The organism is Pseudogulbenkiania sp. MAI-1 (assembly GCF_000527175.1).
In the GTDB taxonomy this organism is placed as follows: domain Bacteria; phylum Pseudomonadota; class Gammaproteobacteria; order Burkholderiales; family Chromobacteriaceae; genus Pseudogulbenkiania.
Window position 1 is genome coordinate 655357 of the sequence record NZ_AZUR01000001.1, and the last position, 21007, is coordinate 676363.

The 21007-nt window shown below is 65.6% G+C and carries 10 protein-coding genes; 7 read left to right on the forward strand and 3 right to left on the reverse strand.

Annotated elements, in window-relative coordinates; translation table 11 throughout:
• Positions 1 to 277: 277 nt before the first annotated feature.
• The 4 genes from PSEMAI1_RS0103035 to PSEMAI1_RS0103050 all read left to right on the forward strand — a co-directional run bounded on the left by PSEMAI1_RS0103035 (position 278) and on the right by PSEMAI1_RS0103050 (position 12572).
• Positions 278 to 2446 (forward strand): type I secretion system permease/ATPase, encoded by a 2169-nt coding sequence (locus PSEMAI1_RS0103035; RefSeq protein ID WP_024301439.1) that lies wholly within the window; start codon positions 278 to 280, stop codon positions 2444 to 2446.
• Positions 2446 to 3855, forward strand: a complete 1410-nt coding sequence (locus tag PSEMAI1_RS0103040) for an HlyD family type I secretion periplasmic adaptor subunit (protein ID WP_024301440.1) — start codon at positions 2446 to 2448, stop codon at positions 3853 to 3855. The genes PSEMAI1_RS0103035 and PSEMAI1_RS0103040 overlap by 1 nt, the downstream gene beginning before the upstream one ends.
• Before the next feature lie 5 nt (positions 3856 to 3860).
• Positions 3861 to 4472 (forward strand): response regulator transcription factor, encoded by a 612-nt coding sequence (locus PSEMAI1_RS0103045; protein WP_051460191.1) that lies wholly within the window; start codon positions 3861 to 3863, stop codon positions 4470 to 4472.
• Positions 4473 to 4601: 129 nt separating this feature from the next.
• Entirely contained in the window at positions 4602 to 12572 is a 7971-nt protein-coding gene (locus tag PSEMAI1_RS0103050) for an Ig-like domain-containing protein (RefSeq protein WP_024301442.1), read from the forward strand.
• A 119-nt stretch (positions 12573 to 12691) separates the two neighbouring features.
• Here PSEMAI1_RS0103050 and PSEMAI1_RS0103055 read toward each other — a convergent pair whose 3' ends face one another.
• Positions 12692 to 14605, reverse strand: a complete 1914-nt coding sequence (locus tag PSEMAI1_RS0103055; RefSeq protein ID WP_024301443.1) for a LapD/MoxY N-terminal periplasmic domain-containing protein — start codon at positions 14603 to 14605, stop codon at positions 12692 to 12694.
• A gap of 23 nt (positions 14606 to 14628) precedes the next feature.
• Entirely contained in the window at positions 14629 to 15279 is a 651-nt protein-coding gene (locus PSEMAI1_RS0103060) for a transglutaminase-like cysteine peptidase (RefSeq protein WP_029770469.1), read from the reverse strand.
• A 197-nt stretch (positions 15280 to 15476) separates the two neighbouring features.
• Between PSEMAI1_RS0103060 and PSEMAI1_RS0103065 the strand changes: the two genes are divergently transcribed.
• Entirely contained in the window at positions 15477 to 17006 is a 1530-nt protein-coding gene (locus tag PSEMAI1_RS0103065) for a TolC family outer membrane protein (protein WP_024301445.1), read from the forward strand.
• A 12-nt stretch (positions 17007 to 17018) separates the two neighbouring features.
• Here the strand turns inward: PSEMAI1_RS0103065 and PSEMAI1_RS0103070 are convergent, their stop codons facing one another.
• The gene (locus PSEMAI1_RS0103070) at positions 17019 to 17933 is read right to left on the reverse strand and encodes a LysR family transcriptional regulator (RefSeq protein WP_024301446.1); all 915 of its coding nucleotides are present in this window, start codon (positions 17931 to 17933) and stop codon (positions 17019 to 17021) included.
• 122 nt (positions 17934 to 18055) lie between these two features.
• Between PSEMAI1_RS0103070 and PSEMAI1_RS0103075 the strand changes: the two genes are divergently transcribed.
• Positions 18056 to 19399 carry an aspartate aminotransferase family protein gene (locus PSEMAI1_RS0103075; protein ID WP_024301447.1) on the forward strand — a complete coding sequence of 448 codons (1344 nt, stop codon included), beginning with the start codon at positions 18056 to 18058 and terminating at the stop codon, positions 19397 to 19399.
• Positions 19400 to 19470: 71 nt separating this feature from the next.
• Positions 19471 to 20964: a CoA-acylating methylmalonate-semialdehyde dehydrogenase gene (locus PSEMAI1_RS0103080; protein ID WP_024301448.1), complete on the forward strand. Its 1494-nt coding sequence runs from the start codon at positions 19471 to 19473 to the stop codon at positions 20962 to 20964.
• The last annotated feature ends 43 nt before the right edge of the window (positions 20965 to 21007 follow it).

The following is a 21007-nucleotide window of genomic DNA, read 5'->3' on the forward strand; positions in this document are numbered from 1 at the left end:
TCAATTTACGATGTCGCCTGACACATGCAGATCATCGACTAGTGATCCCCACATCAGCGGGGAAGGTCGTACATCAATATACTATGGAGTCTATTCCGGGCCGTATTGATAGCATGTCTTTCTAAAACATATTGTTTTTTAAACTTTAAATTAAATTTAAAATTGTAGGCATCCATCTGCAAAGATATTGATCTAGAATATCTGCCTTGGACCCGGCCCGTGCCGGTGAAAACCCACATCAAAATAGCCAAAAATCCTTATTGCAAGGGGCATCAACATGCATTCCGGACCTCATGCTGGGCAGGCCGGCTCTATTCCGCTGCAGGCAACCCACCTCGATCCCTTATTGGACTGCCTGTTTGCTTTAGCCCGTTCCTACGGCATCAACGCGACCCGTGAATCGCTGGTGGCAGGTATTCCGCTACAGAACAATCGTCTTTCGCCGTCGATGTTTTCCCGCTCGGCACGCCGCATCGGCCTGTCGTCGCGGGTGGTGCGGCAGCCTCTGGAAAAGTTGCGCGAGGCCCTGCTGCCCGCGGTGCTGCTGCTCAAGGGCGACGAGGCCTGCATTCTGCGCGGCATCGACCAGCACAGCGGGCTGGCCAAGATCAGCTTCCCGGAGTTGACCGAGTCCGAGATCGAGATGCCGATCGCGGAACTGGCCGAGAAGTACGCCGGGGTGGCCATTTTTGTCCGGCCCCGTTTCCGCTACGAGCGCCGGGCGCCGGAGTTGGGGGAGATCCGTTCGCGTCATTGGTTCTGGCAGACTGTCTACGGCGGCTGGCCGCTGTACCGCGACGCCATGCTGGCGGCGTTGCTGATCAATGTCTTCGCCCTGGTCACGCCGCTGGTGTCGATGAACGTGTATGACCGGGTCGTGCCCAACATGGCCACGGATACGCTGTGGGTGCTGGCCATCGGTGCCTTGCTGGCGCTGGTCTTCGATTTCGGGCTGAAGATGGCGCGGGCGTTTCTCATCGATCAGGCCAGCAAACGGGTGGACGTCACGCTGTCCACGCTGATCATGGAGCGGGTGCTGGGCATCCGCATGGAGGCCCGCCCGGCCTCGGTCGGGGCGTTTTCGTCCAACCTGCGCGCCTTCGAAACCATACGCGACTTCATCGCGTCGGCGTCGGTCACCGCGCTGATCGATCTGCCCTTTGTGCTGATCTTCCTGCTGGTGGTGCTGTGGATTGCGCCCATCCTGAGCGTCCCGATGATCGTCGGGGCACTGGTCATGGTGGTGTTTGCGCTGATGATCCAGGAAAAGATGCAGACGCTGGCGGAGGCGACGCTCAGGGCCTCGGCGCAGCGCAATGCCCAGTTGGTGGAGAACCTGGCGGGGCTGGAGACGATCAAGGTGCTGGCGGCGGAGGGGCAGCAGCAGGGGCAGTGGGAGCAGGCCACGCTGTTTCTGGCCCAGGTCGGGGCTCGGTTCAAACTGCTGGCGGCGTCGGCCAACCATTTTTCCGGCTTCGTGCAGCAGGTGGTGTCGATCTGCATGCTGGTGCTCGGGGTCTACGAGATCATGGCCGGCAATACCAGCCAGGGCGGGGTGATCGCGGCGGTGATGCTGTCGGGCCGGGCCATGGCGCCGATGGGGCAGGTCGTCGGTCTGCTGACGCAATACCACAATGCCAAGACCTCGCTCTCGTCGCTGGATGGCTTCATGAAGATGCCGGTGGAGCGCGAGCACGAGGCGAATTTCTTCCATCGCACCAGCTTCCGCGGGGGCATCGAGTTCCACAACGTCTCGTTCTCCTACCCCGACAACCCGATGATTGCCTTGCGCAACGTCTCGTTCAAGATCAAGCCGGGTGAGCGTGTTGCCATCATCGGCCGGGTGGGGTCCGGCAAGTCGACGATCCAGAAGCTGATTCTCGGGCTGTTCCAGCCGACGGAGGGCTCAGTGCGCATCGACGGCATCGACCTCAACCAGGTCGACCCGGCCGAATTGCGCCGCCACGTCGGTTACGTGCAGCAGGATTCGGTGCTGTTCTACGGCACGCTGCGGCAGAACATCACCATGGGCGCGCCGTTCGCGCACGATGCCAGCGTGGCGGCGGCGGCCGAGCTGGCGGGCCTGTCCGAGTTCATCAACAGCCACCCGCAGGGCTTCGACATGATCATCGGCGAGCGCGGCGAGTCGCTCTCGGGCGGGCAACGCAAGGCGGTGACCATCGCCCGCGCGCTGCTCAACGCGCCGCCCATCCTGCTGCTGGATGAGCCGACCAGCAACATGGACAACAGCACCGAGGCCCAGATCAAGCAGATGCTGAGCAATGTCATGCAGGGCAAGACCATGGTGTTGATCACCCATCACAACGCGCTGCTGGATCTGGTGGACCGGCTGATCGTGATCGACAACGGCACCGTGGTGGCCGATGGTCCGAAGGAGGCGGTGATCGAAGCGCTGCAGCAGGGCAAAGTGGGGAGGGCGGGCTGATGAGAACTTCGTGGAAAGATCGATTTAAGGCCTGGGTCCGGAGTGGCCAGGCCAGGACCGCGCCGTATTGGGAACGCTTGATGGACTGGGCCGCCGCGCGCGACCTGGAGAGCCGGCAGGATTTCATCGCCGACGCCGATTGGGCCATTCTGGAACAGCATCCGGCGCGGCCACGCGTCTTCATCTGGGCACTCGGCATCATGTTGCTGGTGGCCTTGATCTGGGCCGGCTTCTCCAAGGTCGACGAGGTGGCGCGCGGCGAGGGCAAGGTGGTGCCGCTGTCCCAGAACCAGCATATCCAGAGCCTGGACGGCGGCGTGGTGTCGCAGATCCTGGTGAAGGAGGGGCAGGTGGTGCAGAAGGGGCAGCTGCTGCTCAAGATCGACAACACCCGTTTCGTGTCGTCGCTCAATGAGAACCAGGCGCAGTACCTGGCCTTGCAGGGCAAGGCGGCGCGGCTGCGCGCCATCGCCAACGGCAAGCCGCTGGAGTTGCCGAAGGAGGTCGTCGAGCAGGCGCCGGACATCGCCAAGCAGGAAATGGAGCTGTACCAGTCGAAGCGGCTGGAGCTGGAGACCAACCTGTCGATCGCCCGTCAGCAATTGGCGCAGCGCACCCAGGAGCTCAATGAGGTCAAGGCGCGCCGTGCCCAGGCTCAGCAGGGCTACGAACTCACGGCCAAGGAGCTGGCGGTGACCCGGCCGCTGAAGGAGTCGGGGGCGGTGTCGGACGTCGACTTGCTCAGGCTGCAGCGGGATGTGTCGCGCTACCAGGGCGAGCGCGACATGGCCAGTGCCCAGATTCCCAAGATCCAGGCGGCGATTTCGGAGGCCAGCCGCAAGATCGACGAGGTCGAGCTGACCTTCCGCAACCTCGCCAGCGCCGAACTCTCCGATACCATGGCCAAGATCAACAGCCTGTCCGCCGGCAGTTCCGGCCTGGCCGACAAGGTGAAGATGTCGGAGATCCGCTCGCCGGTGAAAGGCGAGATCAAGCGCCTGTTCGTCAACACCCTGGGCGGGGTGGTGCAGCCGGGCAAGGACATCCTGGAGATCGTGCCGCTGGAAGATTCCCTGTTGGTCGAGGCGCGCGTGTCGCCGCGGGATATCGCCTTCCTGCGCCCCGGCCAGCAGGCCAATGTGCGCTTCACCGCCTACGATTACACCATCTATGGCGGGATGGAGGGGGTGCTGCAGGAAATCGGCGCCGATACGGTGACCGACGACAAGGGCAACGCCTTCTACATCGTGCGGGTGAGAACCAATGCGGGGATGCTGGGCGAACAGAAACTGCCGATCATCCCGGGCATGGTGGCTCAGGTGGACATCATGACCGGCAAGAAGAGCATTCTGTCCTACTTGCTCAAGCCGGTGCTGCGCGCCAAAGCGAATGCCTTGACGGAGCGATGACGACGATGAACCTGGTTTTCATGACGGCCAGCCGGGCGCTGGCCGACTACTGGGCCGGTGTCTTCGAGTCGCGCGACGCCATCCACGTGGACAGCCTTGCCAGCTTGCTTGAGCGCCCGATCGCGGCGGAGAGCCTGGTGTTGCTCGATCTGGCCACCGACGCGGAACTCGCTCAGCAGATCGAAACGCACCAGGTGTGCGAGCAGTATCGGGTGCTGGCGCTGTCTTCCAGTCCCTCCAACAGCGAAGGCATGATTTGGCTGCAGTTGGGGGCTGCGGGCTACGCCCATGCCTTGAGTACCTCCGATGTGCTGAAACAGGTGGCCGGCACCATCCAGTCGGGCGGGATTTGGGTAGGCCGCAGCATCATGCAGCAGATGTGCGCGCGTTTCGGCCAACTGAGCTCGGCGCCGAGCCAGACCCGTGCCTGGGCGGAACGCCTGTCCCCGCGGGAGACCGAGGTGGTCGAGGCGCTCAAGCGCGGGTTGTCCAACAAGGAAATTGCCCGGCAGCTGGATATCTCCGAACGCACCGTCAAGGCCCGTCTCACCTCGGTCTTCCAGAAATTCGGCGTGGAAGACCGGCTGCAGCTGTTGCTCAAGCTGACCACCGTCTAGCCGTTTTCTCCGCGGCGGATTCCGACCGGGGTCCGCCCGTCATTTTCTGCCCTTCCGTACACTGTTGCCCTATTGGTGGCGCGGTTATCCTCGGCACCATGACAATTGTATTGCCAGGAGCCGTCCGTAATGAATGAGTCGTCCGCCATCCAGGGTAAAGTTCTTGCCGTCCACGGCATCGTAAAAGTCATCGACGCCAGCGGGCATGAGCGTGTGCTCAAGGCCGGCGATGTCATCCGTCCGGGCGAGCGCGTCGTGCTGCAGGACGGTGCCAGCCTGAGCCTTGAACGGGCGGGGGGCGAAGTGGTGGCGGTGGACGGTCCGCGGGAGCTGACGTTGACCGAAGAAACCATCGTTCCCCAGGCGATCGACAAGACCGAAGCGGCGATTGCCAAGCTGGAGCCCGAAGCGCAACGCGTGCTGGCGGCGTTGGAGGCGGGCCAGGATCCGTTGGAGCAATTGGAGCCGGCCGCTGCGGGTCTCACCGGCGCTGGATCGGAAGAGAGCGGGAGCTCGTTCATCCGCTTGGCGCGCGTCAGCGAATCGCTTGTTGCGCCGGATATCGTTTCCGAAACTGTGGATAACACGACGGTCAACAGCGTGACTTCTGCCGACGATGCCAACACCGCCGCGGCCACGACAGCCAACACGGCAGGCGTGACGGACACAACGGCGCCGAGCGTGACGATCGACTTCGCCGCCGACGCCCTCAAGGCCGGCGAGACCAGCACCGTCACCTTCACCTTCAGCGAAGCGGTTACCGGCTTCAGCAATGCCGACCTCACGGTCGACGGCGGTACGCTGAGCGATGTCAGCAGCGCCGACGGCGGCCAGACCTGGACCGCCACCTTCACCCCGGCGGCTGGTTACACCGGCACCGCCAGCGTGACGGTGGCGAGCGGCAGCTACACCGACCTGGCCGGCAATACCGGCACGGGCGGCAGCGACAGCGCGGCGGTCGATACCCTGGCACCGGTGGCCGCCATCGCCGTTGACGCCATCACCGCCGACAACATCGTCAACGCCGCCGAAGCGGGTGGAGACGTGACCGTCACCGGCACCGTGAGCGGGGAATTCCAGGCCGGCGACGCCGTCACCCTGACGGTGAACGGCCAGTCCTATGCCACCACCGTCGATGCCGATGGCAAGTACAGCGTGGCCATTGCCGGCCGCGACTTGGCGGCCGACTCGAGCATCGATGCCCAGGTCGTCGCCACCGACGCGGCCGGCAATAGCTCTACGGCGAACAGCGTGCATAGCTACGGTGTCGACACCACGGCCCCTAGCGTCAAGATCGACTTCGCCGCCGACGCCCTCAAGGCCGGCGAGACCAGCACCGTCACCTTCACCTTCAGCGAAGCGGTCACCGGCTTCAGCAATGCCGACCTCACGGTCGACGGTGGCACGCTGAGCGACGTCAGCAGCAGCGACGGCGGCCAGACCTGGACCGCCACCTTCACCCCGACGGCCGGCTACACCGGCACCGCCAGCGTGACGGTGGCGAGCGGCAGCTATACCGACCTCGCCGGAAATGCCGGCACCGGCGGCAGCGACAGCGCAGCGGTCGATACTGTCGCTCCGGTAGCGCAGATCGCCGTCGACGCCATCACCGCCGACAACATCGTCAACGCCGCCGAAGCCGGCGGCGACGTCACCGTCACCGGTACGGTCACGGGCGAGTTCCGCAGCGGCGACGCCGTCACCCTGACGGTGAACGGCCAGGCCTACGCCACCACCGTCGATGCCGACGGCCGCTACAGCGTGGCCATCGCCGGCCGCGACCTCGCCGCCGACAGCACCATCGACGCCCAGGTGGTCGCCACCGACGCGGCCGGCAACCGCGTCACCGCCACGACCGTGCACAGCCATGGCGTCGACACCACCATTGCCGCGACCATCGCCGTCGACGCCATCACTGCCGACAACATCGTCAACGCCGCCGAAGCGGGGGGCGACGTCACCGTCACCGGCACCGTGAGCGGGGAATACCAGAGCGGCGACGCCGTCACCCTGACGGTGAATGGCCAGGCCTACGCCACCACCGTCGATGCCGACGGCCGCTACAGCGTGGCCATCGCCGGCGGTGACTTGGCGGCCGACAGCACCATCGACGCCCAGGTGGTCGCCACCGACGCGGCCGGCAACCGTGTCACCGCCACGACCGTGCACAGCCACGGCGTCGACACCACCATCGCCGCCAGCATCGCCATCGACCCGATCACCGCCGACAACACCCTGAACCAGGCCGAAGTGGGCGGCGACCGCGTCACCGTCACCGGCACGGTGGGCGGCGACGTCCAGATCGGCGACACTGTCACCCTGACTGTCGGCGGCGCCGACTACCACGGGCAGGTCGAAGACCTGGGCAACGGCCAGTTGGGCTACCGCATCGGCGTCGGCAGCGGCGACCTGGCCGGCAGCACCACCATTCAGGCCAGCGTCACCACCAGCGATGCGGCGGGCAACCGTGCCAGCGCCAACGCCGACCGCAACTACACTGTTGACGCCACCGCTCCGGTAGCGCAGATCGCCGTCGACGCCATCACCGCCGACAACATCGTCAACGCCGCCGAAGCCGGCGGCGACGTCACCGTCACCGGCACCGTGAGCGGGGAATACCAGAGCGGCGACGCCGTCACCCTGACGGTGAACGGCCAGGCTTACGCCACCACCGTCGATGCCGACGGCCAGTACAGTGTGGCCATCGCCGGCCGCGACCTCGCGGCCGACAGCACCATCGACGCCCAGGTCGTCGCCAGCGACGCGGCCGGCAACCGTGTCACCGCCACGACCGTGCACAGCCACGGTGTCGACACCACGATCACCGCCAGCATCACCATCGACCCGATTACCGCCGACAACACCCTGAACCAGGCCGAAGTGGGCGGCGACCTCGTCACCGTCACCGGTACGGTGGGCGGCGACGTCCAGATCGGCGACACTGTCACCCTGACTGTCGGCGGCGCCGACTACCACGGGCAGGTCGAAGACCTGGGCAACGGCCAGTTGGGCTACCGCATCGACGTCGGCAGCGGCGACCTGGCCGGCAGCACCACCATCCAGGCCAGCGTCACCACCAGCGATGCGGCCGGCAACCGCGCCAGCGCCAATGCCGACCGCTCCTACACCGTTGACGCCATTGCGCCGACCGTGACGGTCGACATCGCCGCCGACGCCCTCAAGGCTGGCGAAACCAGCACCGTTACCTTCACCTTCAGCGAAGCGGTTACCGGCTTCAACAATGCCGACCTCACGGTCGACGGTGGCACGCTGAGCGACGTCAGCAGCAGCGACGGCGGCAAGACCTGGACCGCCACCTTCACCCCGACGGCCGGCTACACCGGCACCGCCAGCGTCACGGTGCTGGGCGGCAGCTACACCGACCTCGCCGGCAATGAAGGCCGGGGCGGCCGCGACAGCGCCACCGTCGACACCGCCGCGCCGGGCGTCAAGGTCGACATCGCCGCCGACGCCCTCAAGGCCGGCGAGACCAGCACCGTCACCTTCACCTTCAGCGAAGCGGTCACCAGCTTCAGCAATGCCGACCTCACGGTCGACGGTGGCACGCTGAGCGACGTCAGCAGCAGCGACGGCGGCCAGACCTGGACCGCCACCTTCACCCCGACGGCCGGCTACACCGGCACCGCCAGCGTGACGGTGGCGAGCGGCAGCTATACCGACCTCGCCGGCAATGCCGGCACGGGCGGCAGCGACCGTGCGGCGGTCGACACCACCGCGCCGGTGGCCCAGATTGCCGTCGACGCCATCACCGCCGACAACATCGTCAACGCCGCCGAGGCCGGCGGCGACGTCACCGTCACCGGTACGGTCACTGGCGAGTTCCGCAGCGGCGACGCCGTCACCCTGACGGTGAACGGCCAGGCCTACGCCACCACCGTGGACGCCGACGGCCGCTACAGCGTGGCCATCGCCGGCCGCGACCTCGCCGCCGACAGCACCATCGACGCCCAGGTGGTCGCCACCGACGTGGCCGGCAACCGCGTCACCGCCACGACCGTGCACAGCCATGGCGTCGACACCACCATTGCCGCGACCATCGCCGTCGACGCCATCACTGCCGACAACATCGTCAACGCCGCCGAAGCGGGGGGCGACGTCACCGTCACCGGCACCGTGAGCGGCGACTACCAGGCCGGTGACGCCGTCACCCTGACGGTGAACGGCCAGGACTACCACACCACCGTGGGCGCCGACGGCCAGTACCGCGTCGCCGTCAAAGGCAGCGACCTCGCGGCCGACAGCAACGTGCACGCCAGCGTGCTCGCCCACGACGCCGCCGGCAACAGCGCCACGGCCAGCACCGACCACGGCTACGGTGTCGACACCGCGATCACCGCCAGCATCACCATCGACCCGATCACCGCCGACAACACCCTGAACAGCCAGGAGCTGGGGGGCGACCGCGTCACCGTCAGCGGCACGGTGGGCGGCGACGTCCAGCTCGGCGACACCGTCACCCTGACCGTCGGCGGGTCCAGCTACCAGGGCCAGGTCGAAGACCTGGGCAACGGCCAGCTGGGCTACCGCATCGGCGTCGGCAGCGGCGACCTGGCCGGCAGCACCGCCATCCAGGCCAGCGTCACCACCCGCGATGCCGCGCACAACAGCGCCACCGCCACGGCCGACCGCAGCTACAGCGTCGACACCGCCGGCCCGAGCGTCACGGTCGACATCGCAGCGGACGCCCTCAAGAGCGGCGAAACCAGCACCGTTACCTTCACCTTCAGCGAAGCGGTCACCGGCTTCAGCAACGCCGACCTCACCGTCGACGGCGGCACGCTGAGCGACGTCAGCAGCGCCGACGGCGGCCAGACCTGGACGGCCACCTTCACCCCGGCGGCCGGCTACACCGGCAGCGCCAGCGTGGCGGTGGCGAACGCCAGCTACACCGACCTCGCCGGCAACGCCGGCAGCGGCGGCCGCGACACCGCGGCGGTCGACACCGCCGGCCCGAGCGTCACGGTCGACATCGCGGCGGACGCCCTCAAGAGCGGCGAGACCAGCACCGTCACCTTCACCTTCAGCGAAGCGGTCACCGGCTTCAGCAACGCCGACCTCACCGTCGACGGCGGCACGCTGAGCGACGTCAGCAGCGCCGACGGCGGCCAGACCTGGACGGCCACCTTCTCCCCGGCGGCGGGTTATGCCGGTCCGGTCGGCGTGACGGTGGCGGGGGGCAGCTACACCGACCTCGCCGGCAATGCCGGTACGGGCGGCAGCGACCATGCCGCCGTGAATGCGCTGCCGGGTGCGGCTGCGGTTTCGGCCTCCGGCAATGAGGACACTCCGATTACTGTGTCCTTGCAAGGGACGGATGCGGAAGATGGCGCAGTAGGCCAGTTCCAGATCGATTCCTTGCCGGCCAACGGCACGCTGTACAGCGATATCGCCATGACGCAGCAGGTCAGCGCGGGCAGCACGGTGAGCGATACCTTGTACTTCAAGCCCGATGCCAACTGGAGCGGGGATTCCTCCTTCACCTACAAGGCGGTGGATAGCCTGGGCGAGGTATCGGCGACAGCCGCGACCGCCAGCATCCATGTGGAAGCGGTGGCGGATGCGCCCAATTTGAGTGCGGCAGGAAGTTCGTCCTTCACCACTGTTGATTTCACCAATTCGGCCACCGGTATGGCGGTTAGCGTCGCGAGCGTGGGGGATGGTCAATGGCATACCGGCAATGCCGGGAATCAGGTCGAGGTCTATGAGGCTTCGGTGTATGGTGTATCGGGTGGTAGCAACAAGGTGCTCGAGCTGGAGCGGAATACCGGTGATGCCTCCAACCTCTACCATGACTTCACGGTCAAGGCCGGTGAAACGTACCACGTGGAACTGGACTATGCGCCGCGGTCGGGCTCGGAAAGCTCGTCGGGGGTGAGGGTGTACTGGAACGGCCAGTTGGTGACGACTCTGAGCGGAAGCAGCGCTACCTGGCAGCATATCTCGCTTGATCTGCCGGTCACCGCTGACGGTACCTCGCGGCTGGAGTTCAAAGCCACCGACAGCAACTCGTATGGCGGGTTGCTCGACAATATTTCGGTGGTCAGCAAAGTGAATACCGGTTTTGAGGATAGCTGGATTCGCCTCTCCAGCCTGACGTCGTCGCTTAACGACACCGATGGCTCCGAAACCCTGTCCCTCCAGATCACCGGCCTGCCGGCCGGCACCGTGCTCAAGGACGGCGACGGCGCTTCGGCCCACACGGTCACCGTGGGAAACAATGGCATCGCGGATATCACCGGCTGGAATACCGCCAATCTGCAACTGCTGCCGGTGACCGATTTCAACGGCACCCTGTCGTTGAACGTGGTGGCGACGGCGACGGAAGCGTCGAACCACAGCACGGCCACGACCACTGTGCCGCTGACGGTGACCGTGCTGGCGGCGCCGGACGGCGTGGCCGACACCTACCAAGTGGTCGAGGGCACTGCCAATGCCTTGGCGATGGTTCTGAGCAACGACGCCGACGCAACCGGTGCCGTGGTGGCACAGGTGGCGACCGATGCCACCGGCAGCGGAGCGCTGACGGTCGGCAGCTCGGTGACCCTCACGACCACGCTGGGCGGCAAGGTGGTGATGTACGCCGACGGTCACTTCCAGTACACCGCGCCGGTCCTGTCGCACACCAGTGCCGATACGCCGACGGACAGCTTCTATTACCAGGCCTCGGCGGGTGGCGCGTCCAGCACCTGGACCAAGGTTTCCATTGGGGTAACGGATACCAGCCCGGTGGCCGGCAGCGATGCGGCGGCCGTGAGATTCCTGGGGAGCGTCAGCGGCAATCTGCTGAGCAACGACGCCGTGGGGGCCGATGCCACGACGCTGACCAAGATCAACGGCAACAGCCTCAGCTTCGGCGCAGACGGCTGGGCGCATGTGACCACCGCCAACGGCACGCTGGACGTCAAGGCCGACGGCACCTACCAGTACACCTCGTCCGTGTCCGCCAGCGTCAACCTGACGACGGGCCAGGTGAGCGGCGGCACCACCGCCGGCCAGGCGTGGGATGCTTACGGCTTTACCTCGGCTCCAGTGACGGCAAGCGGAATGCTTCGCACCAGCCTCCTGACCGATGCGGCACACGACGCGGTGGTGTTGTCGGGCGGGGCCGGATCGGGCAAGGACGGTCTTGGCGTCAAGATCAGCGGCAACTCCAACGTTATCGACAATGGCGAGGTGCTGGTCGTGCACCTGGCCGAGCAGTCCCTGCACGCGGTGGCGACCATTGCCCAGTTCAACTACGCGCAGTCCACGACCGGTATCTGGACGGCCTACGATGCGCAGGGCAATCAGGTCGGCACCGGTACTTTCCACGGCATCGATTCGAGCGGCGGGGTGTTCACGGTGGACATTTCGACCAGCTCTGCCGCGAGCTACGTGTCGTTCACGTTTGCCGCCGGTAGCACTAGCAACCAGGGCTACGTGGTGCAGGCCCTCACCTATGACCGCCTCCCCGCCAACCATAGCGACCAGATCAGTTACCAGATCACCGATGCGGATGGCGATGTGTCGTCCTCAGTGTTGACGGTGACCCCGGACACGGTCGGTCAAGACATTCGCGGCACGGGCAGCGGCAACTATATCTTCGGCTCCAGCGGAAACGACACTCTGCACGGTTTGGGTGGCAACGATACGATCGTTGGCGGTAGCGGCAACGACTGGATCGAAGGCGGGGCTGGTGATGACACGCTGACCGGTGACAGCACGTTTGCCAGTAGCGTGGGTATCGACACCTTCAAGTGGTCCCTGGCGGACGCCGGTACGGTGGGCTCCCCGGCCAAAGACACCATCACCGACTTCCAGACGGGCTCCACCGGTGACGTGCTGGATCTGCGCGATCTGCTGCAAGGCGAGCATGCCACCGGGACGTCGAACCTGACCAACTACCTGCACTTCGAACTGCAGGGCAGCAGTACAGTGGTGCACGTCAGCCATACCGGCGGGTATGCTGGTGGGTTCAATGCCGGGCAGGACACGCAGCAGATCACCCTGCAGAACGTGGACGTGACTAATCACATGACCCTGAGCGATCAGCAGATCCTGCAGAATCTGCTGAACAACGGGAAACTGATTACCGATTGATCCGGTGGCGTAGCGAAAAAGCCGGCAGCGTAATGGCGCTGTCGGCTTTTTTATTGATGGTCAAGAAAATGCCCCATCTCCCTGGGGACAGATGGGGCTGCCTGTTGCCGCTGGATAGGTTAAGCGATGGCCGGTCCGGTCAGGCTGTGGACGCCCAGCTCGATCAGTGTCCGGGCCTCGTCGTGGCTGGCGATGCCCTTGGCTTCCAGCTGAACGCCCATCAGCGAGGTCATCTGCAGCAGGCCGCGCAGCAGGGCCTGGCGGCCTTCGTCCTGATGGATGTTGCGGGTCAGGGCGTTGTCGAGCACCAGGTAGGCGATGCCCGCCTCGTGAATGCGCGCGACCAGTTCCAGGTCGTGTCCCTGGATCTCCACGGCGATGCGCTGGCCTGCCGCGCGCAGGCTGCGGCTGAAGGCCAGGAACGGCTCCCAGTACTCGTTCAGGCCGGTCTCGTGAAATTCGAAGGTGACCTTGCGTTCCGGGTGCTGCTTGAGCAACTGCTGGACCTGGCCGAGGAAAGCGTCATGCCCCAGCGAGGCCGGCGAGAAGTTGACGGCCAGCGCGCCGGCGGGTCCGCGTTCCAGCGCGATCGTCAGCGCGGCGAGATCCAGCAGGTGGGTCAGCCCGAGCCGCAGGGCGTGGGAGACCAGGCGTAGCGCGCTCATCGGTGGGGTGTCGGCGATTTCCGGGCGATAGAGCATGCCTTCATGCCACAGGATGTGATGGTCGGCACTGCGCACCGGATACCAGCGCAAGGCGAGCTGTTGGTCGCGGCAGGCGCTTTCGATCAGCTGGCGCCAGTTCAGGTCGCTGGCCTGGGTGGGGGTGAACACGGTGGTTTCCTCCCGTTTCCAGGTATTGGGTACCTGTGCCTCGGCTTGCGCCAGCACGTCGCTGGCCCGTCCCAGTACCTGGGTCAGGCTGTCTCCGGTGCTGAAAGCGGTGACGCCGATATGGCCGACGCCCATGGTATCGGTCAGGTCCATCGCCTGGTACAGCGGCCACTGGGCGCACAGCTCGTTGGCCAGTTGCAGGGCTTCGCGTTCGGACAGCTCGGGGCAGAGCAGGGCAAAGTCGGCACCGCGCAGGCGGGCCGCCAGCCCGCCCGGGGTGCGCTGGCCGTGCTGTTTCAGGTCGTCGGCCAGCCGGCGCAGCAGGGCGTCTGCCTTGCGCCCTCCCAGGCGCTGGTTGAGCTCGGCGAGCCCGGCCACGCGGATCAGCAGCAGGTAGCCGCTGACCGGCTCGTCCGCGTCGCCCAGCAGGGCGGTCAGGCGCTGGTCGAAGGCGTCGCGGTTGGGCAGGCCGGTGGTCGGGTCGGTCAGCTTCTCCTTGCGCAGCCGTTCCAGTTCGTCCTTGAGCCCCAGCAGATAGCTTTGCAGGCGCTCCACCATGGTGTTCATGGCGTGTGCCACGTCGGCCAGCTCCGGGATGCTGGGAATGGCGATGCGCAGGAAGCGCTGTTCGCTGATGGCATGGGCCTGATCCACCACGGTGCCCAGCTGGCGGCGCAGGCTGCGGATGTCGAGAAAGCCCAGGAGGCCGGCCAGGAGCCCGGTGGCCAGCAGCCACAGCACGGTCTGCACGGCGCCGAGCCAGAGCGAGCTGTAGGCGTAGCCCGGGTGGGAGATGACCACGACGCGGCCAGCCTGCAGCCAGCCGCTGTTGACCAGAGCCCGCCCCGGTGCCGGAGCCAGCGGCAGCAGGCGATGGAACCAGCCGGGGGTGTCTTCCAGGCCGTCGATGTTCTTGCGCGCCACCTTGGGCCGTCCGGCCGTGTCCTCCCAGCGGATCTGGACAAAGTGCCCCTGGTCGAAGGCGGCATTGATCAGGGTCTCGGCCATGACCGGCTCCGCCTTGTACTGGGTCAGCATCAGGGCCAGCGCATTGGCGGTGTCGGCGTTCTGGGCGGTCAGCTGTTGTTCCAGGTAGCTGCGGGCGTTGAGCAGGTTGGCCACCAAGGCCCCGCCTATCGACAGGAAAGCCAGCATCAGCAACAGCAACCACAAACGTTGTACCAGGGAGAGTTTGGTCATGGTGACGGATCAAGTGAGCGTTATCAGAGGATAAAGCCTTCGGCTTTCATTTTGTCCAGCAACTGCTTCCAGCGGGTCAGCCGGCTGACGTTGTTGTTCTGCGTCGTGCCGACCCAGATGCTTTCCATGTTGAAGCTGAATACCGGAATCAGGTCCGGCCGTTGCGAGGCCGGCAGGATGGAGGTGACGAGGTTGTCCAGAACCAGCGGCTCGACATCGGGAGCAGGGTAATAGGCCAGGACCATGTGCGCCTGGGTAACGTTGCTGGCGGGGCCGCCAATGCGGGCCTTGACGTAGGTCAGCCGGATTTTGTCCGGATCGACCCCCAGCAGCCTCAGCGACACGTATTTGCCGATCACGAAGCTCTTGCAGTCCCCGGCACCCTTGCTGAAGGTCTCCAGCGGCGTGGGCCAGTAGTCTTCCTGTTTCCAGACCACCTTGTCTTCCGCGTAGGCGATGCGCCGGTTGAAAAAGGCGTTCACTTCCTTGAGCTGGGCCGCCTCCGGGCTCGTGCCCAGTGTGTTGAGCAGGTCCTGCCACTCCCGGAACAGTTTTTGCGCCTGCGGCCCGTAACGGGCCACGGCCTGTTGGGAGGGGAGGCTGCGGCCGACGACGGCCAGGCAGAGCAGGGCGAGCAGCAGTCCGGCCAGCACCCGTCGTACACAGCGGGTCATCGACTTTGAGGTGCCGAGGCTACCGAAGGAAGCCCACGGAAAAGGGAGCGGCTGGGCCATGAGTCCTACGGTAGGTTAAGAAATGTTCGCCACAAGAAAATTGCCAATGGTATAATTTTTCTATTAACAGTATTGTTAATGATTGTTTAATAAAATCTGCTCAATTAAATAGTTTGCATCTTACACGAGGTCGTTCAATGTCGAACAAATATCCCGTTCTGAGGATATCGATCGCTCTGGCTCTTGCCTGCGCGGTGTCGCACCAGGCACTGGCCATCGAACTGAAAGACGCGGTTGAGAAAGCTATCGTCAACAACCCGGAAGTCCGTCTCAAATGGCACCAGTTCCGCGGGGCGGGAGAAGACGTGGGAGTGGGGCGCGCCGGCTTTCTGCCGTCGGTCGACCTGAGCTACGAAGCCACCCGGCAGCGCTTCGATTACGCCCCGTCGTCGACCAGCGACCAGCGCTATACCACGCGCGGCTGGACGGCCACGCTGACGCAGAACCTGTTCCAGGGCTTCCAGACCTACAATACCGTCAAGCAACTGGGCTATGACCAGCAGGCGCGCTACTTCGATTTCCTGGAGGCCTCGGAAAGCATGGCGCTGCAGGTGACGCAGGCCTATGCCGACGTGCTGCGGTATCGCCAACTGGTGGAGTTCGCCCAGGAAAACTACGCCACCCACAAAGGCATCTACGACCAGATCCAGAAGAAGGTGCAGGCCGGGGCCGGACGGCGCGTGGACTTCGAGCAGGCCGCCGGCCGCCTCGCGCTGGCCGAGTCGAACCTGATCACGGAAACCTCCAATCTGCACGACGTCTCGGTGCGCTACTCCCGGCTGGTCGGCATCGAACCGCCGGCACAACTGTCGCCGCTGCCGGGCTGGCAGACAGCCCTGCCCAAGGGGCCGGATCTGCTGGCCAGCGCCGTGGGGCGCAGTCCGGCCTACCTGAGCGCCCTGTCCACCGTCCGCTCCGCCCGTTCCGAGGTGAGTGCACGGCGCGGCGCTTTCTCGCCGACGCTGGACCTCAGGGCCAGCAAGGGCTACACCAACGACTACGAGGATATCTCGGGGCAGACCCGGCGTTCCTCGGTGGGCCTGGTGTTCAACGTGAACCTGTTCCGCGGCGGCGCCGATCGCGCCCGGCTCGGATCCTCCGCCGAAAAGCTCAACACCACGCTCGACCTGCGCGACAAGGTGTGCCGCGACCTGCGCCAGACCGTGCGCATCGCCTACAACAACGTGGTCAAGCTGCAGGACCAGATGAACTCGCTGCGCCAGCACCAGTTGTCGACGGAAAAGGCGCGCGAAGCCTACCGCAAGCAGTTCGACATCGGCCAGCGCACCCTGCTCGACGTGCTCGACAGCGAGAACGAGCTGTACGACGCCAAGCGCGCTTACGTCAACGCCCAGATGGACCACACCACGGCGCAGGCGAGCGTGCTGGCGAACTCCGGCCGCCTTCTGGAAACCCTCCGCCTCAAGCCGATCGAGGAATACGAGACCAAGGATGGCTTGAGCGCGGAAGAACGCGGCGCCTGCGACACCGCCTACACCCCGCCGCCCGCCGTCGACGTGAACGCCATCCAGCCGCGACCGTACGTGGCGGCGACGGCCGACGTCGAACTGCCGGCGGCCGAAGCGCCCAAGCCGGCCGAGCCCGTCAAGTCCGTCAAACCGGTCAAGCCCGCCGCTAAACCGGCTAGCGCTCCCGCCAAGCCGTAAGTTGGGCGTCCCTTACGCCGTCCCCGCCAGGTTCTCGAGAAAGCGCTCCAGGATCAGGTTGGGACGGCGTCCCTTGCGCGTGACCACGGCCAGTGGAATGTCGTAGTGATAGCGCTCGGGGAGCAGGGCGCGCAGTTGGCCCTGTTCCACCCAGCGCGCCGCGTAGTGGTCGGGCAGAAAGCCGATGAAGCTGCCGGTAAGGATCAGGAAGGCGATGCCCTCACGGTCCGAGGCGGTGGCGCAGCAGTTCATTGTCTGAAGCCGCTCCTGGGCCTCGAGCGGGAGCTGGTAGCTGGGCGCGATGGCTTCGCTGCGGCTCAGCTCCCCGGTGTCGATGCCGTTGTCCGGGCGGGCGAACAGCGGGTGCTCGCGGCTGCAATAGAGCAGCGAGCGCTCCTCGTAGAGCGGATGGTATTCCAGTCCGGCCAGTGAGGTGATCTGCGGGATCACGCCGACATGCAACTGGCCGTCGAGCACTCCGCGCTCGATATCGCCCGGCGTGCTCATGCCGATATTGATGCGCACCCCCGGCCCTTGCGTGCGCAGCGCCTTCAGCGCGTGGGTGATGCGCATGTGCGGCTGGGTCACCATGTTGTTGATGATGCCGATGTTGAATTCCCCGCGCAGTTGGCGGTGCAACTGGTTGACCTCGCTGCGGAAACCTTCGATGGCGGCGAGCAGCGTCTGGCTCGCGCGCAACACCTCGCGCCCCTCGTCGGTCAGCGCGAAGCCGGCACGGCCGCGCTGACACAAACGCATCCCCAAGCGCTTTTCCAGATCCCCCATGTGCAGGCTGATGGCCGAGCGGCTGATGCCCAGCACCCCTTCGGCGGCGGCGAAGCTGCCGCACTCCACCACGGTCTTGAACAGTCGTAGCAGCCGGATATCGAAATCGCTGACCTGGGCGAGGGCGTGTGTCTTGCTCATGGTTGAGTAAAACCGAAACTGAACGTGAGAAGAATATGATTTAACTCACCATGCCAGTTGATGCAAGCTAGACACCGTTACTTCCACTTCCTGTTCCACCTTACCGTTTCAGGAGCCGTGCCATGAATTCGCCCCAGCCCGTCACGCCATCTCTCGCCACCGATCTCGACCTGCGCGCTCACTGGATGCCGTTTACCGCCAACCGTAACTTCCAGCGCGACCCGCGCCTGATCGTCGCCGCCAGCGGCAACTACCTGACCGACGCCGATGGCCGTCAGATCTACGACAGCCTGTCCGGCCTGTGGTGTTGCGGCGCTGGTCACACCCGCCAGGAAATCGCCTCTGCGGTCGCCCGGCAACTCGGCACGCTCGACTACTCCCCGGCCTTCCAGTTCGGCCACCCGCTGTCGTTCAAGCTGGCCGAAAAGGTCGCCGGCATGACCCCGGCCGGGCTCGACCACGTGTTCTTCACCAACTCCGGCTCCGAATGCGCCGACACCGCGGTCAAGATGGCACGCGCCTACTGGCGCCTGAAGGGCCAGGCCAGCAAGACCAAGCTGATCGGCCGGGCGCGCGGCTACCACGGCGTCAACATCGCCGGCACCAGCCTGGGCGGCATCAATGGCAACCGCAAGGCCTACGGCTCGCTGCTCGACGTCGACCACCTGCCGCACACCCTGCTGCCGCAGAACGCCTTCAGCCGCGGCTTGCCGGAGCACGGCATCGAACTGGCCGACGACCTGCTGCGCCTGATCGAACTGCACGACGCCTCCAACATCGCCGCCGTCATCGTCGAGCCGGTGGCGGGCTCGGCCGGCGTGATCGTGCCGCCGGCGGGCTACCTCCAGCGCCTGCGCCAGATTTGCGACCAGCACAACATCCTGTTGATCTTCGACGAAGTGATCACCGGCTTCGGCCGCATGGGTAAGCTGTTCGGGTCCGACTACTTCGGCGTGGTGCCGGACATCATGAACCTCGCCAAGCAGCTCACCAACGGCGCCGTGCCGATGGGCGCGGTGGTGGCGAGCAGGGAAATCTACGACACCTTCATGGGCCAGAGCCTGCCCGAATACGCGGTCGAATTCACCCAGGGCTACACCTACTCGGCGCACCCGGTGGCCTGCGCGGCGGGCCTCGCCGCACTCGACATCCTCGAGCGCGAGAACCTGGTGGCACGTGTTGCCGAACTGGCGCCGCACTTCGAGAAGGCCATTCACGGCGTCAAGGGCAGCCAGCACGTGGTGGACATCCGCAACTGCGGCCTCGCCGGTGCCATCCAGCTCGCCCCGCGCGACGGTGACGCCATCGTGCGTCCGTTCGAGGCCGCGATGAAACTGTGGCAAGCCGGTTTCTACGTGCGCTACGGCGGCGATTGCCTGCAGTTCGGCCCTCCGTTCACCAGCACCCCGGCCGAGCTCGACCGCCTGTTCGACGCAGTCGGCGAAGCGCTCAACCAGGTCGCTTGATCCTTGCCATGTGTTTTCACGGGCCGGCGGCAAAGCCGGCCCAGCCAACCGAATTCAATCAGGAAGATGCCATGACCACGCTGCAACACCTCATCAACGGCGAACTGAGCGCCGGCGGCAGCCGCAGCACCGCCGTCTACAACCCCTCCACCGGCGCCGCCATCCATCAATTGCCATTGGCGGACATCGCCACCGTGGAGACAGCCGTTGCCGCCGCCAAGGCTGCCTACCCGGCCTGGCGCAACACCCCGCCCGCCAAGCGCGCGCAAGTGATGTTCCGCTTCAAGCAACTCTTGGAAGCCAACGAGCAGCGCATCGCCCAGCTCATCAGCGAAGAGCACGGCAAGACGCTGGAAGACGCGGCCGGCGAACTGAAGCGCGGCATCGAGAACGTCGAGTACGCCTGCGGCGTGCCGGAACTGCTCAAGGGCGAATACAACCGCAACGTTGGCCCCAACATCGACGCCTGGTCCGACTTCCAGCCGCTGGGCGTGGTGGCCGGCATCACCCCGTTCAACTTCCCTGCCATGGTGCCGCTGTGGATGTACCCGCTCGCCATCGCCTGCGGCAACACCTTCATCCTCAAGCCCTCCGAGCGCGACCCGAGTTCGACACTCCTGATCGCCCAACTGCTGCACGAAGCCGGCCTGCCCAAGGGCGTGCTGAACGTGGTGCACGGCGACAAGGAAGCGGTGGATGCACTGATCGAGGCACCGGATGTGAAGGCCCTCAGCTTTGTCGGCTCCACCCCGATCGCCGAATACATCTACAGCGAGGCTACCCGGCGCGGCAAGCGCGTGCAGGCCCTGGGCGGCGCCAAGAACCACGCCGTGCTGATGCCGGATGCCGATCTCGACAACGCCGTCAGCGCGCTGATGGGCGCCGCCTACGGCTCCTGCGGCGAACGCTGCATGGCGATCTCGGTGGCGGTGTGCGTGGGCGACCAGGTGGCCGATGCCCTGGTGGGCAAGCTCACGCCGCAGATCAAGGCCCTGAAGATCGGCGCCGGCACCACCTGCGGCCTCGACATGGGCCCGCTGGTCACCGCCGCCGCCCGCGACAAGGTGGTCGGTTACATCGACGACGGTGTTGCGGCCGGTGCCGAGCTGGTGGTGGACGGCCGTGGCTACCGCGTCGCCGGCCATGAAGAGGGCTACTTCGTCGGCGGCACCCTGTTCGACCGCGTCACCCCGGAGATGCGCATCTACCAGGAAGAAATCTTCGGCCCGGTGCTGTGCGTGGTGCGCGTCAACAGCCTGGAAGAGGCCATCGCCCTGATCAACGCCCACGAATACGGCAACGGCACCTGCATCTTCACCCGCGACGGCGAGGCGGCTCGCCTGTTCGCCGACCAGATCGAAGTCGGCATGGTCGGCATCAACGTGCCGCTGCCGGTGCCGGTGGCCTACCACAGCTTCGGCGGCTGGAAGCGCTCGCTGTTCGGCGACCTGCACGCCTACGGCCCGGACGGCGTGCGCTTCTATACCCGGCGCAAGGCCATCACCCAGCGCTGGCCGCAACGCGCCAGCCACGAGGCCTCGCAGTTCGCTTTCCCCAGTTTGTAAGACCCGGTCCACACGGTGTAACTTGAGCCCAACCTCGGTTGGG

What these genes read in the sequence shown, in the direction of transcription:
- PSEMAI1_RS0103060 (WP_029770469.1), bottom strand. Translation starts at nt 15,279, where the DNA reads ATGACCCGCTGTGTACGACGGGTGCTGGCCGGACTGCTGCTCGCCCTG.
- PSEMAI1_RS0103050 (WP_024301442.1), top strand. Translation starts at nt 4,602, where the DNA reads ATGAATGAGTCGTCCGCCATCCAGGGTAAAGTTCTTGCCGTCCACGGC.
- PSEMAI1_RS0103055 (WP_024301443.1), bottom strand. Translation starts at nt 14,605, where the DNA reads ATGACCAAACTCTCCCTGGTACAACGTTTGTGGTTGCTGTTGCTGATG.
- PSEMAI1_RS0103035 (WP_024301439.1), top strand. Translation starts at nt 278, where the DNA reads ATGCATTCCGGACCTCATGCTGGGCAGGCCGGCTCTATTCCGCTGCAG.
- PSEMAI1_RS0103065 (WP_024301445.1), top strand. Translation starts at nt 15,477, where the DNA reads ATGTCGAACAAATATCCCGTTCTGAGGATATCGATCGCTCTGGCTCTT.
- PSEMAI1_RS0103080 (WP_024301448.1), top strand. Translation starts at nt 19,471, where the DNA reads ATGACCACGCTGCAACACCTCATCAACGGCGAACTGAGCGCCGGCGGC.
- PSEMAI1_RS0103075 (WP_024301447.1), top strand. Translation starts at nt 18,056, where the DNA reads ATGAATTCGCCCCAGCCCGTCACGCCATCTCTCGCCACCGATCTCGAC.
- PSEMAI1_RS0103040 (WP_024301440.1), top strand. Translation starts at nt 2,446, where the DNA reads ATGAGAACTTCGTGGAAAGATCGATTTAAGGCCTGGGTCCGGAGTGGC.
- PSEMAI1_RS0103045 (WP_051460191.1), top strand. Translation starts at nt 3,861, where the DNA reads ATGAACCTGGTTTTCATGACGGCCAGCCGGGCGCTGGCCGACTACTGG.
- PSEMAI1_RS0103070 (WP_024301446.1), bottom strand. Translation starts at nt 17,933, where the DNA reads ATGAGCAAGACACACGCCCTCGCCCAGGTCAGCGATTTCGATATCCGG.